Here is a 12,879-nt window from a genome sequence, read left to right as displayed (position 1 = left end):
AGTTGAACAGCACGGTGCATCAGAACCTCAGCCAAGGGCAGAAGAACCCCCGCGTGCCCGGGGCGCGCATCATCGGCAGGGCGGACGCGTGGCACGGCTACGACGCCGCGACCGCGACCGACCGCCTCTCGTACCCGGTCACGGAGGTCAACGACCTGGCCGTCTTCCAGGAGGTGAGCAGCACGGGGACGCAGGGGTGGACCATCCAGAGCCACCCGAACGTGACGGCCTATCTCTACATCCTCGACGGTCGGGGCTCTATCGAGCTCGGCGCCACCGGCTCGGTGTTCATCGGCGAGAGCTACGACTTCGGCCCGGAGGATCTGGTCATCGTCCCGCGCGACATTCCCTACCGGATCTCCGGGAGCTGGAGCGGGCTGTTCTTCCACTACCGGACCAGCGCGTTCGGGCGCTCCAGCGGGCCCAACCGGTTTCCCCACCCCGTCCGCACCTGGGACGCGCCCGAACGCCCTGCCGAGGAGGCGAGCGTCCTGGCGCCCGCGGGCACCCTCCGCTACCTGGACCCGCTCGGCCTCACCGCGCAGGAGGGGGGACCGGCTGCTTGCGAGCTGGTCCTCCCCCGGCTCCGCGACAGCGGCCGGGATGCAGCGGAACTTTACGCCGCCCTCACTCCCGACGACCGCCTCACCGCCGATGCCGCAGCGAGCGGGATGGCCGGCCGCAACCCGTCCGTCCTCGGCTCCCGCATCGTCCGCCGCACCGACGCACCTGACGTGTACAACGCGAACGCGGGCAACCGACAGTGGTCGTACCCGCTGAGCTGGGTGGACGACATGGCCATCTTCATCGGCTCGAAGCACCTGGCCAGCTCCGACGAGGAACGCCCGTTCGACTCCCACTCACACCCCCACATCGAGGAGTACAAGTACATCCTGGCCGGCAGCGGCACGATCAGCTTCGGGGTTGGCGACGACACGTTCGAGACCGAGACCTATGCCTTCACACAGGGCGACCTGGTGATCACCCCCCGTGGGATCCCCCACTATGATGGCGGCGACTTCATGGCCCTCAACTTCCATGCGAAGACGAGCACATTCGGCGTCGCCCCCGGCACCCCGCGCACACCGCATCCCGCCTACGTCTATACCAAGCCTCCGCGCCCGACGCCCGAGGAAGAGGCCGCCCTCAACGAGCCGGGAACGCTGCTGCTGATGGACTCCCGCGAGGAGCTCCTCCTCTATCTGCCGAATCCGATCCTGAGAACCGGACGCCACCCGACCGAGATGACCTGGCTCCGACCAGATCTCTTCGAGGACGCCCAGCAGTAGTACTTCGCGGTACAGGCGATGTGCAGCCCGACGTGGGCTCGCACATCGTCGCTGGCACGGTGGAATCTGCGCTCTCAGAATCTCTCTAGAACGCGGTCGTCCTTTGATCGACGACCAGGTGGATGAGAGCGAAGGAACGGCACTTCCGAACGTGGCCGAGCGCTCGCCCGACTGCGGCAGAGACGTCGGCATCGCGCTCGACTCTGATTCCGAGACCTCCGTATCCACGTGCGAGCCTGGCGAAATCCGGGTTTCGCAACTGCGTGCCCGAGACTCGACCGGGATGGTGCCTCTCCTGGTGGGTACGTATCGTGCCGTACTCCTGGTTGTCCATCACGACCACGAGCGGTGCGGCCCCGTATTGTCGAGCAGTCGCGAGTTCCTGACCGTTCATCAGGAACTCGCCGTCACCAGCGATGCACACGACCTCGCGCTGCGGGAAGAGCAGCGAGGCGGCGACGGCTGACGGGACCGAGTAGCCCATTGACCCGTTTCCGGCGCTGACCATGGAGCTGAAGTGCCGTGTCGGGAAGTATCGGTGCACCCAGTTGGTGTGCTCGCCCGCGCCAAATGTGACGATGGCGTCCCGCTCGAGAGCAGGGACCAGATTTGCCATCAGGGTGTCCATGCGCGCTTGCCCATCGCCAGGCGCAGCCGGAGGAAGGGCGGAGAACTCAATCTGCTGTGCGCGGACGTGCGCAGTCCAGTCGTCCCAGACGGGCTGACGCGGCATGACGATCGTCATCAGGTCACGTACGAATCGTTCGGGCCGCGCCACAATCTGGTAGGAGAGCGCACCCGATCGACCCCGAAGCCCCGGGTCCATCGACACGATCACGTTGAGCTTGCTCCACCCTTGGCGAGCATGGAAACCATTAGTGAGGACGTCCCCTGGGACTGTACCCACGTAGACGAGGAGGTCGGCCTCTTCAAGCATCTCGGTGGTTGGTTTCGGGCGACCGTAACCGATCGGACCGGCATATGACGGAGAATCGGATGAGACGATGCCCTCGGTACGCCACTCGGCGGCCGCTGGTACCTTGTGACGCTCAAGCCACACAGTGAGGTGGTGCCCCGTCTCGTCGTCCCAATCGTTGCCGCCCGTCACCACGAGCGGCTTTCTGGCGTGAGCGAACGCCTCCTGCAGGGTGAGCGCATCGCGTGCGGTCAGTCCGCCACCTGCGACCGGGAGAGCTGGATGCTCCCGCACTGGCACCTTCTGGCGCACCACGTCCTCGGGGAGACCGACCACTACTGGACCTGGACGGCCTGACTTCGCGGCAAAGATGGCTTCGGCGACGACCTCTGACGCTCGCGCTGCTGAGTCCAGCACCATCACTCTTTTAGCGCCTGAGTCGAACCACGAACGGATGTCGAATTCCTGGAACGCTTCGCGCTCTCGATGGTCCAGCGGAACCAGACCAACGAAGAGGATCATCGGAGTCGAATCCTGCCAAGCGGTGTGAAGACCCACGTGCGCGTTAGCCGCGCCTGGTCCGCGCGTAACCATCGCGATACCGGGCTTCGAGCTGAGCTTGCCTTCGGCCTCGGCCATGTACGCCGCCCCGCCCTCGTGACGGCAGACGACGGTCTCAATGGTCGATCCGTGCAAGCCATCGAGGACCTCCAGGAAACTTTCGCCGGGAACCACGTAGGTACGCTCGACTCCGTGCTGTTCGAGCGTTCGCACGATCGCATGCCCTGCAGACTCGAAGAGGCCGGGAATCGGCCGCGTTGGCGGAGCAATGCTGTCAATGATGGACACGAGTATCACGACTCCTTCGGGGCGCTAAGGGACGTGGAGAAGCGCACTCGCGCGGCGAATCCGTGCGCGGGAAGGTCCTCGGCATCGGCGAGGGCGGTGACGAATGGCTCCACAGTGCCGAGTGCTGTCGCGTCGTACTCGATCAGGTGCACCCCGCGCAAGAAGGTCTGAACAGACAGCCCGCTCGCATGAGCTGCTGAGCCACCCGTCGGGAGCACATGGTTGGAACCTGCGCAGTAGTCACCGAGAGCAACCGGCGCGTTTCCGCCGACGAAGATAGCACCGGCGTTGCGGATCTGTCGGGCGACTGCGGCCGCGTCTCGTGTCTGGACCTCGAGGTGTTCCGCGCCGTATGCGTTCACGACTGCCAGGCCCGCTTCCAAGTCATCCACGATCAGAATGGCCGACTGCTGTCCGCCGAGAGCTTCTCGAATCCGCTCGGAGTGCTTGGCGTTGACGATCTGGCGGTCCAGCGCTGCAATCACATCCTCTGCAAGGTCGGCGCTCGTGGTGACGAGCACGGATGCGGCAATGACGTCATGTTCGGCCTGGCTGATCAAGTCAGCGGCCACCCACTCCGGGTCTGCGCTGTCGTCCGCGAGGATCGCGATCTCGGTGGGTCCGGCCTCGGAGTCGATCCCGACGACACCGCGGAGTGCTCTCTTGGCGGCCGCGACGTAGATGTTGCCAGGCCCTGTCACCATCGACACGGGCGCGCACAACCACGTACCGTCTGCGTCTCGAACACCGTGCGCGAACATCGCGATTGCCTGGGCGCCACCGACGGCATAGACCTCCTCGACCCCGAGCATCGCCGCTGCAGCAAGGATCACCGGGTGCGGCCAGCCGCCGTTCTCCACCTGCGGCGGGGAAGAGATCGCGAGCGATGGCACGTCAGCCTCCTGCGCTGCGACCACGTTCATGACGACTGAGCTGGGATACACGGCGCGGCCGCCGGGAACGTACAAACCGACCCGGTCGACCGGGAGCCAACGCTCGGTCACAGTAGCTCCGGGAGCAAGAGTCGTCGTGTGCTCCTCACGCCGCTGGTCGTGGTGAACGGCTCGCACGCGTCGGATCGTTTCGTCGAGGGCCTCTCGGACGGTTGGATCGAGGTTCGACAGGGCTTCCTTCAAGACTGAGCCCGGCACCCGCAGCGCTGGCGGGCGAACGCGGTCGAACTTCTCCGCGAACTCCATCAGCGCATCCACGCCGTGGGTCTTGACAGCCTCGATGATCGGACGCGTCGAAGCGAGGACGGCGTCGATGTCGAGGAAAGCACGCGGCGCGACGTTCTCGGTATAGACGTCGTGCCCGCGCAAGTCACGAACGGCGATCGGGGAGCTGATGGTGGTCTCTTCAGGCATGTTCGTTCTCATTCGACGGGTTGGTTGTGGACAGAGTGGACGGCTGGGCGAGGCGTCCCCACACGAAACCGGCGACAGCGATGAGGACCAGGACGAGAAGCGTTCCAACGGTGAACATCTCGAAGGTCTCTTGATCCACGCCCCAGATGTTGCGGAAGTTGTAGTCGAGGCCGAGAGCGTGCTCGATGGTGCCTGGGAAAACCGCCACCCACGATCCGAGGAGAACCCAGAGGTAGATCAGAATTGCGCAGATCCAGATGCCGGCTGCGCCCCCCGGGACACGGTAGGGACGATCCGTTTCGGGCCTTTTTCGGCGAAGCACCAAGGCCGTGGGGAATATCAGCAGGTATGACAGCAGCAGGGTCGAGATCGCAACGGTGAGCACGACGGTGAAGACCGCTGCGGTGGATCCCTGGAGCAGAAGCGTCGCGGCGATGGCGAAGATGGTTGCGATCACACCGGAGAAGACGTTCATGCGTACGGGGGTTCCTAGCCGCGGCGAGAACTTACCGAAGTACCGGGGAAAGGCACCCTCAGACGCCGCCGCGGCCTGGACGCGATCGGACGCGATCATCCATGCGCTCGCCTGGGTGAAAACAGCGAAGATGAAGAGGATCGCCGCTACGACGACCATGGGCTGCGCTGCCGGCCCGTAGACGGTGAACACCTCCCTGACGGCATCGAGGAAGCCACTCGCACCGTGAATCTTGTCGGCCGGCAGAACCGCCAAGATCGCGAAGATCGGCACCAGATAGCACAGGACCGCGACCGTTCCCGAAGACGCGATCGCGCGCGGTACATCGCGCTTCGGATTATGCATCTCCTCAGCGGCCCCGTTCGGCGCCTCGAATCCCACTACTGCGAACAAGAGCACGGGCGTGACCGCGAGAAAGCCCGCCACAGTCGGTGTATATCCGCCGACAGCGTAACCGTGCACACCGTGCTGAACGGCATAGATGATGACGGTCACGACGAACACGATGATGAGTCCGACCTTGGCGATAGCACCGGCGGCGACGATTCGTTTGCCATGCCGCAGGCCGACGACAGCCGTAGCTATAGCCAGCCAGATGAAGCAGAACTTGACGGAGATGTCACCGACGCCCCCTGATGGAATCGGCGAGATATATGTGTTCCACGTCGCGGCTGTGATGAAGGCGAGCGACCCTCCCATCCAGATCGGATTGGTCACCCAATAGAACAGCGTCGCGATCGCGGCGGCGAGCTTGCCGAAGGCGAGTCGAACCCAAATGTACGGGCCGCCCTCCTCATGGAATGTGCTCCCGAGCTCCGCCATGATCAGCGCGTAGGGCAACATGAAAGTCACCGCGATCACGAGTGCCCAGGTGAACGCCTGAGCACCGCCAGTGGCGGCGATCTGCGCGATGGTGTCAATGCCGATGACTGCACTGATCGAGAGAAAGACGATGTCTGCTCGGCGCAGAGTCTTGCGGAAAACGGGTTGGCCGGCTCTCACCGGCTCTTCCACAAACACATCCATTTCATGGACTCCTTCGTCGCAAGCGGGATTCTTGAACAAATGATCGAGTTGAACACATGATCAGGAAAACGTAGCGGTTTGTCAACACGCGTGGCAGTCTTCTCATATGGGAAGAGATGGAGCCCCAAGTCGACGGAGCGTTCTCGATGCGGTCGGACGGATTGTGGCCGAGCGTGGGCTAGAAGGCATTCGGGTGCGCGAGATCGCCGCCGAAGCCAATCTTTCGCCGGGCGCGGTCCTGTATCACTTCCCCGACCAGAGCGATCTCCTCATGGCCGTGCACCGCGACATCGTCGCACGCTATATCGACGGCAGGCGCGGGGCAATCGACCCTGAGGTCGACGCGTGGACGAATCTCCTCAACGTCATGCGCGCAGGTGTTCCGGGCTGGGCGGATGAGAAGATGATCCGGCTGCTCTACGAGATGCACGGTCTCGCGCGGCGAAGCCAGCCGCATGCCGAGCTACTCAGCGACCTCTGGATCGCAGAGAGGAGCATCTACCGAGACATCATCGAGTCAGGTATCCGGGCTGGCGACTTCTCCCCACCTGAAGAGCCTGACGTCGTTGCCGCGCAACTGCTGGCGCTCGAAGACGGTCTGGTGTTGCACCAGATCAGCAGAAACGAGAACGTGGATGGCGAAGCGGTAGTGAAGACCTTCGCACAAGCGTCTTCGACGCTGCTCGCACGAGCTGACGGCTCACGACTCCTTCCCGATTCGGGTGGCGTCCAACATATGTCCGGCTGCCCTCAACCCTTCGCGCCAGTCATCAGACGCCCTAGCGAAGAAAGCTAGGCCGGTCGGCGATGTGCGCCACTCCGACGTTCAGGCGCGGATCACGGCGCCACCACCATTCTTCGCGCCCACGTATTGCTCGCCGGCTCGATACCGGCGGGAAGCACGAGGCGCTCGTCCTTGCGGGCGAATCGACACACCTGCGAACACATTGTGGCCCGGGATCCCGTCAATTACTGGGATTCCAGGCCATCGGATTCTGCGGAGGGCGTGGGATTCGAACTCTAGCCGCGGGTCAGCGGACAGCTTCTCGTCTTCCAAGATCCCCGGAACCACGGTGATTCGTAGTTGTCCTCGATGTTCTTCAATTGGCTCCAGTTTCGCCCGAGTGTTGTCAAATTGTTGTCATACGGGCCCGCTAGGCAGGGCTATCACTGCCTCCCTTACCCGAGGACCGCGTAGCGCAAATAGGCGATCCAGCAGTGGGTGCCGATAACCTCCATTTGGAGAAGTCACCAAAGGGGTATGTTATGGATCTTTCGCAGGAAGAGGCGCGCCGGCTGCGGATCCTGGCTGCATTATTCGAGCTTGCTGGGCACCACACGGCGAGCGATGTTTCACTCGCCGAGTTGAACGACAAGCTCATCCAAATGCGTGACCTCGGTTCGTTCGATCTGCAGGACGAGTGTCGCCGCATGAAGGACCGTGGGTGGGTCGACTTCTTTGACTCCCTTGCCGGAATCGGTGGGGTAATCGTCACCCCGAAAGGAGCCGACGCCTATCAGCAATTCGATACGTTCCGCAGATCGGTGGTCGCTCGACGCAAGCAACTCCGCGACACGTACTTACGTTGGATCTACGAGGAACAGGAGGAGGGTCGCGCCCCCACGCCGGCTGGCTTCTTGAATGGGGAACCAAACTTCCTAGGCGTCGTTTATACCGAAGACGACATCCAACGTGTAGGTGACTGGCTGGAGCAGGAAGGCTTCGTCGAGGGGCCGGGAGCGTGGGGCCATGGCGGGCCGCTGCGCCCACGAGTGACGACCAAGGGCTCACGGAGGGTAGAGAACGGGACAAGCGTGAATGATGAATCCCAGGATGGAGTCGTGCATCACTCAACGGTGATTAACGGCAATGCAAACATCGCCAATAACAGCTCGCATTTCTCGCAGACCATCCATACACCCCCGAGCGAATGGCTTTCGGGAGCGATGGAGCTTTCGTCGCTCCTTCAGCAGTCCATGCCTGTACTTCCCGAGAGCGTTAGGCGTGACGTCTCTTCCGAGCTCGAGCTTCTTGATGGGGAGATCGCAGGGTCAGCTGACCTGGGGAGAGTCCACAGTATTGTCTCCCGGATTGGCCAGTTCCTCGATAAGGTCGGCACTAACGTTCTGGCGGCAGTTATCAGCAGGCAGGTGAACGACTTTCTTTCTGGTTTACCCCAGTAGGCGACAACTCACCGAAGCGCGGCCGCAGGGTTCTCTGCAAGTCTGCGCCATGCTGCAAGAGCGGCTTCAAGGTACGTAACACCGATCTCGTAGACAGTTGCGAGCAGGTCGACATTGTTCGCTATTCGAGAGAGGCCTCCGTCCTTGTCAATCCAGGTGTGCTCGAGCAGAGCGAGGGCAACCTGAGGGTTTGAATGCGCAATTCCGCTGCAAATCCGCCAAGCTTCGAGCCCCGAGATTTGGCCGGTATTGACGTGCCGGTCGGCGATCATCAGCACCTCGGTGATCGAGGGCATGTTTTCGATCGAACCTTGGCGAGCCGGACCGGCTGCCTGGATCTCGAGAAGGCGATCCTCGATCTCTAGAAGGTGGTTGCGATCGTCGCCGGCGACACGCATCAACGCGGCGGCGTCGCTTGCCGAATCCCAGGACAACCGGAGTGAATTCTTGACTCGCTTGATGCGAGTACCCCCGGTCGCTAGCCAGACCGCATAGGCGCTAGCTTCAATCGCGCTGCGGATAACGGAGTACTCGGCCATTACTGCAAGATCCTGTCGGGTACTGATCGCGTCTCGCACGAATCGTAAATGATCTACGGAAACGAGTGCGAAGTAGGCGAGCTGGTAGCTAATCGGGTTGTACGGCGTGAGTTCGTCATCGCGCTCCAACGTGGAACCCGAGGCGTTCGATACGACGGTCCGCCCGGACTCGATGAGGCTAGTCAGCCTGTCGAACGCATGTTGCAGCACCGCGCCGGCGGCTTGAGCTGCGGCGGACTCGAACGCGTCTAGGCGTGTGTACCTTGGTGAATACTGCTCCTCCATGCGGTCCCAACTCCGACTGACCGGTATCTGCGCGGCGGATGAAAGCTTATGAATTTGCCCGTCAGTCGTCTAAGGCTTCTGCCATTGCGCGGGCGAGTTGGCCGGCGTTTCCGCTTCGCTGGGCGCTCAACGCCTTCCGCACGCGATCGCGGCTGAAATTCGACGGGGCCCCAGCGGATACCGCCACCCAGTATGGGTGAGATTCGAGGGCCGCATCAATGCGGGCGATTCTGCTTAGTATCCAGTCGATCTCCTCGGCAGTCAGGCTCGGCTTCCAGAGCATGAACTGGTCGGTGGGTGAGCCATCCTCCGTGGCCAGAGCGACCACGTCAGGAAGGACTTCGACATACATTCCGTCGGCGGCGCGACCGGCGCCTCCATGCAAGAGGGGGTTTCTGAATCGGGAAGCCATGAGACTCAGGTCGCTCTTCGCGCTCCCGATCGAGACATCAGCGAACGCTACGTCGAATTTGACGGCCCATGATTCTCGCAGTAGCTCGCTTACGGCGAATCCATCTTCGGAAGCGGCAGACGAGTACGCGGCGAGGAGGACCGATACATGCTCGATGTAGGCGAAGTAAGACGCTACGAGAGCAGTAGCCACGTGTGCAATCTCCCCGGCCCTTTGCTGCTCATTCTGAAACTCCGAAAAGTAGCTCATTGTGTCTGCAATGAAGTCGGGTGCCGGGACCTGTTTTCCACTCTCGAAGTCGTGAACCGTAAACGTCGACCTGTCGACCTCAGGCATCGGTGCACCTCGGAGGCCTCGCAGCTGCGCAATGAAGTAGTTGACCATCCCCCGGTAACGGAAGAACTGGTTGACAACCTCCACTGCATTGACGCTGATTCCAGCATCGATAGCATCCCTCAGACCGTTCTGATGCAGGAACCTCAAAGCCTTCGTCAACTGCTTGCCGAGTTGGTCTGCGAGCCGCGCGCCTTCATCTTCCCCAATCCAGAAGTCGGCCCAGAGGCCGGATCGACCAAGCTGAAGTCGACATTCCTCGCCACGGTACCGCAGTCGGTAGACCCAGTCGATTTTGTCGAAGCGTCCTTCGTAACGTGCCCCTACACCGGCGCGAAGCATCAGAGCGACGAGGTCTCCAGCTGATGCGAGAGGCGTCGGTAACGAGTGTCTGGCGGGTTCGCCATCCGGGTCTTCTCGTGGTCGGGCAAAGTTCCGGAGGAAGTTTGATCTCAGTCTCATCAGCCCTTCAACTAGCCCCCGCACATGCGAAGGAATTGCTGGCTGGCCATCTTGTTCGGAGCTGGTTAGCTTTGCTTCTGCTGCCGGCTGATCGTCAGCATCTAGCTGTAAGCGCGCCTCTCGATATCGAGTCCATCCCGTCGTCGCAGTTGCGATCACTGACCCGAAGGTGACCAGCGGGATAGCGAACACGAGCGGGTCAAATTGCTCACCGCTGCCGAGCTTGAGGCCGCTCGCGCTCCAAGCTAGGGTCGCGGCCAACAACAAAATCCATGCCCAAAGCACGCCTCGGGCGACTTCGGTCGCTTTCGCGTACTCAGCCGACGGAAGGTTGCGAAGCTTGAACGCCCAGACTGTGAGGACAATTGCTACGGCAAACGCGGGCACGAAAAGCGTCAGAACGACAACAAGCTGCGTGCGGTCTCCTGAGGTGGAAAGCTGCAGCAACATCCATGCGTCCAGAGCGACCGGCAGCAAGAATGCGAAAGGTATGTACTTGCCCGGATAACGCTCCGCAAGTCCAACCGCGAGCGCGGCGGTCGCAACGCTCAACCCCGCCGCCCACCAACCAGGTGCGACAAGGGCTGCGAGTATACCAACGGTCGCGGCAGCTGCTCCGGACAGCGCAAACGCAAATATGTATACTCGACGCCGCGGTGAGGCTGACGCGTTCCCACGGTTCGGCATCAGCTGATATGCGAGACCGATGAGAACTCCAGCGGTAAAGGAGTATGGCAACCGTTGCCAACCGCTCAGATTTGGCACGACGAACATCGCGAGGCCCAGGGCGACACCGACCACGCCGACGATCCAGGCACATAGGATTCGCCACTTACGAGATCTCCGCCATCGTCGAACTATCGCCTTCGTCGCCCAATCAACGATTTGCCGCTGCTCCGCTTGGGAAATACGCGCCATCATCTTCTCCAAGTCAGCTATGGCCGTCATCACCACCCTGACACGACACGACGGTGGAAGATCAGCGACCCACTACCCGCTTACTGGGGTCAATCCGGGGCCGACGTCCGCAACTTCTGCGAACTCAGTACCGCGTTACAACGGATCGCATCTGCAGGCCCGTGCGGGGATCACGCCCGACCTGCCAACGAGCCTTCTGCTCTTCTGGGCTCACGATCGAACCGTCAGGAGCGGTAATCGGAGCCAGGAAATTCGGCATCCCCAAGCTCAGCGCACATGCGTCGATCGCGTGTTGAAGCTCGTCGTAGTATCCGAGCGGCCACCGCTCGGCGCGCTTGATCGTGAAGTGGTCGACCCGGTACATCATCAGCGTTTCGTGGGTGCGCTGATGCACCGCCGGCCCGTACTCGATCACGAAATGGATGCGCGTTCCAGCGTCGGCGACGACTAGCCAGACGCGCTCTCCGGCCTGCAGAACCCTCATGACCCACCACCCAAACATTCGAACATATGTTCTATTGTGGCCAGTAAGACCGACACCCGCTACCCGATCGGAGGAACTGGTCATGAGCATTGCTCCCGCCGCTGACATCGTCCACATCTGGACCGATTCCGGGACCCCGAACCGGCTCGTTTGGCGCGATCACCGCTACCGCGTCATCGCAGCTGAACCCGTTCGCTCTTCCGCAGTACACGACGCGCTCACCCACCCCGCCGAGCGGCTCGTCGGGTGGTCAATTGTCGCCATCTCAGACCAGGACCCCTCCGAAGTCCGTTCGATGCAGTTGCAGTCCGTCGGCACCGGCTGGGTGCTGGTCGACGTCGACCCCGCCTGACGGTGGGACAGAACAGCCGCTACCCGGGATCCGGGATGGACCGAGTGATCGAGCAAATCGTCACCCGGCCCCGACCCGTCTGGCTGACCGAAGAGGAGGTCGATCTCGACCACGACCCGGCCGTCGTTGCTACCGTGCCAGCGCCGGCGATTGCGTACGTGCGCTTCCACGAAGCGGTTGTGCGACCGGAAGTTGAGGTGGTGGCGTGGAACGAGCACGCCGTCCGCGTTCGGTTCACCGCCCGCGATGGCCAGACCCACGAAGGGTGGGTGTGGAAGGACGCCGTCCGCTCGAAACCACCGCGGACGATCGAGCGTCGACGCTGACCCCACTGTTCGATGCACCTTGTCACCTCACCTGGTTGGTTGGTGTGCCGTGAAGCCTGCGGCGATCGTTCGGTCGCGCACCCTGCGCGCAAGCCCCTGACGGGGCCGACTGGCGTCGCCCTACCGGGTGGCACTCCGGGCGGGTCTCCCTGATCGGCACTGCGTGCCTTCACGGCACACCAACCAGCAGGGAGGAAACGATCATGAGCACCCTCATCAGTGACAGCAACGAGCTCATCCACTTCACGGCCGTGTTCAGCAAACACGACCTCACAGCCGACCTGGCACCCCGGCTCAGCTGCATCGAAGTCGAAGCCCTCGCCGGCCTCCTCCGAGCACTCGGAGAACCCGCCGCCGCCAACACCTGGATCCAAGAACACGCCACCGACGACGAACTCGGCGACGCCCACTATCAAGGCGACACCCTCGAGTATCTGGTCCCGATCGACCCGATGGACGACCTGGGCTGCGACAGCTGCCAATAACAACCCGCGAGCCCACGCCAATCTGGCGCGGGCTCGTCTCATGTGACGGGCAGAGGTGAATGAGCCGCGAGCGGCGCCGTGTTTGTTGGGTTGTCCGTCTGCCTGGCCGTCGATCGTAGTTCACTCCCGCGGGCTGCGTTCCGGGCTTTCGACGCTTCTATGTTTGTCAACTTGTCT

At 62.4% G+C, this 12,879-nt stretch carries 12 protein-coding genes; 6 read left to right on the top strand and 6 right to left on the bottom strand.

Annotated elements, in window-relative coordinates:
- The first annotated feature begins 14 nt into the window (after positions 1 to 14).
- The gene (locus JNB50_RS25830) at positions 15 to 1,289 is read left to right on the top strand and encodes a cupin domain-containing protein (RefSeq protein WP_208041544.1); all 1,275 of its coding nucleotides are present in this window, start codon (positions 15 to 17) and stop codon (positions 1,287 to 1,289) included.
- Positions 1,290 to 1,374: 85 nt separating this feature from the next.
- Here the strand turns inward: JNB50_RS25830 and JNB50_RS17985 are convergent, their stop codons facing one another.
- From JNB50_RS17985 to JNB50_RS17975, 3 genes are read right to left on the bottom strand one after another with little or no spacing between them, the layout of a single operon-like run.
- Positions 1,375 to 3,054 carry a thiamine pyrophosphate-dependent enzyme gene (locus tag JNB50_RS17985; RefSeq protein ID WP_307794789.1) on the bottom strand — a complete coding sequence of 560 codons (1,680 nt, stop codon included), beginning with the start codon at positions 3,052 to 3,054 and terminating at the stop codon, positions 1,375 to 1,377.
- 5 nt (positions 3,055 to 3,059) lie between these two features.
- Positions 3,060 to 4,421, bottom strand: a complete 1,362-nt coding sequence (hisD, locus tag JNB50_RS17980; protein ID WP_208041543.1) for a histidinol dehydrogenase — start codon at positions 4,419 to 4,421, stop codon at positions 3,060 to 3,062.
- Entirely contained in the window at positions 4,414 to 5,922 is a 1,509-nt protein-coding gene (locus JNB50_RS17975) for an APC family permease (RefSeq protein ID WP_208041542.1), read from the bottom strand. Before JNB50_RS17975 ends, hisD begins: the two co-directional genes overlap by 8 nt.
- Positions 5,923 to 6,028: 106 nt before the next feature.
- Here JNB50_RS17975 and JNB50_RS17970 point away from each other — a divergent pair, with 106 nt between their 5' ends.
- A complete protein-coding gene (locus tag JNB50_RS17970; RefSeq protein WP_243768658.1) occupies positions 6,029 to 6,718 on the top strand; it encodes a TetR/AcrR family transcriptional regulator in 690 nt (229 codons plus the stop codon).
- Between the two features lie 470 nt (positions 6,719 to 7,188).
- Positions 7,189 to 8,106 (top strand): hypothetical protein, encoded by a 918-nt coding sequence (locus tag JNB50_RS17965; protein ID WP_021762916.1) that lies wholly within the window; start codon positions 7,189 to 7,191, stop codon positions 8,104 to 8,106.
- An 8-nt stretch (positions 8,107 to 8,114) separates the two neighbouring features.
- Here the strand turns inward: JNB50_RS17965 and JNB50_RS17960 are convergent, their stop codons facing one another.
- The 3 genes from JNB50_RS17960 to JNB50_RS17950 form a co-directional block, all read right to left on the bottom strand.
- Entirely contained in the window at positions 8,115 to 8,930 is an 816-nt protein-coding gene (locus JNB50_RS17960; protein ID WP_021762915.1) for a hypothetical protein, read from the bottom strand.
- A gap of 61 nt (positions 8,931 to 8,991) precedes the next feature.
- Positions 8,992 to 11,091 (bottom strand): hypothetical protein, encoded by a 2,100-nt coding sequence (locus tag JNB50_RS17955; RefSeq protein WP_208041540.1) that lies wholly within the window; start codon positions 11,089 to 11,091, stop codon positions 8,992 to 8,994.
- 88 nt (positions 11,092 to 11,179) lie between these two features.
- On the bottom strand, positions 11,180 to 11,539 hold the full coding sequence (locus JNB50_RS17950; protein WP_155829011.1) for a hypothetical protein: 360 nt from the start codon (positions 11,537 to 11,539) through the stop codon (positions 11,180 to 11,182).
- Between the two features lie 82 nt (positions 11,540 to 11,621).
- On the opposite strand from JNB50_RS17950, the gene JNB50_RS17945 reads away from it, so the two are divergent.
- From JNB50_RS17945 to JNB50_RS17935, 3 genes are all read left to right on the top strand, one after another.
- Positions 11,622 to 11,891, top strand: coding sequence for a hypothetical protein (locus tag JNB50_RS17945; protein WP_021762912.1), 270 nt, complete (start codon positions 11,622 to 11,624; stop codon positions 11,889 to 11,891).
- A 35-nt stretch (positions 11,892 to 11,926) separates the two neighbouring features.
- Positions 11,927 to 12,217: a hypothetical protein gene (locus tag JNB50_RS17940; protein ID WP_021762911.1), complete on the top strand. Its 291-nt coding sequence runs from the start codon at positions 11,927 to 11,929 to the stop codon at positions 12,215 to 12,217.
- Between the two features lie 203 nt (positions 12,218 to 12,420).
- Positions 12,421 to 12,702 carry a hypothetical protein gene (locus tag JNB50_RS17935; protein WP_021762910.1) on the top strand — a complete coding sequence of 94 codons (282 nt, stop codon included), beginning with the start codon at positions 12,421 to 12,423 and terminating at the stop codon, positions 12,700 to 12,702.
- The last annotated feature ends 177 nt before the right edge of the window (positions 12,703 to 12,879 follow it).

Origin of the sequence: Leifsonia sp. TF02-11, assembly GCF_017565305.1 — a bacterium.
Lineage (GTDB): Bacteria > Actinomycetota > Actinomycetes > Actinomycetales > Microbacteriaceae > Leifsonia.
The sequence above is the reverse complement of the archived record's forward strand: the minus strand, read 5'-3'. Positions and strand labels throughout refer to the sequence as shown.

Excerpts from the sequence above, each read along its gene's own strand:
- hisD (WP_208041543.1), bottom strand. The coding sequence starts at position 4,421 with ATGCCTGAAGAGACCACCATCAGCTCCCCGATCGCCGTTCGTGACTTG.
- JNB50_RS17975 (WP_208041542.1), bottom strand. The coding sequence starts at position 5,922 with ATGGATGTGTTTGTGGAAGAGCCGGTGAGAGCCGGCCAACCCGTTTTC.
- JNB50_RS17970 (WP_243768658.1), top strand. The coding sequence starts at position 6,029 with ATGGGAAGAGATGGAGCCCCAAGTCGACGGAGCGTTCTCGATGCGGTC.
- JNB50_RS17965 (WP_021762916.1), top strand. The coding sequence starts at position 7,189 with ATGGATCTTTCGCAGGAAGAGGCGCGCCGGCTGCGGATCCTGGCTGCA.
- JNB50_RS17960 (WP_021762915.1), bottom strand. The coding sequence starts at position 8,930 with ATGGAGGAGCAGTATTCACCAAGGTACACACGCCTAGACGCGTTCGAG.
- JNB50_RS17950 (WP_155829011.1), bottom strand. The coding sequence starts at position 11,539 with ATGAGGGTTCTGCAGGCCGGAGAGCGCGTCTGGCTAGTCGTCGCCGAC.
- JNB50_RS17945 (WP_021762912.1), top strand. The coding sequence starts at position 11,622 with ATGAGCATTGCTCCCGCCGCTGACATCGTCCACATCTGGACCGATTCC.
- JNB50_RS17940 (WP_021762911.1), top strand. The coding sequence starts at position 11,927 with ATGGACCGAGTGATCGAGCAAATCGTCACCCGGCCCCGACCCGTCTGG.
- JNB50_RS17935 (WP_021762910.1), top strand. The coding sequence starts at position 12,421 with ATGAGCACCCTCATCAGTGACAGCAACGAGCTCATCCACTTCACGGCC.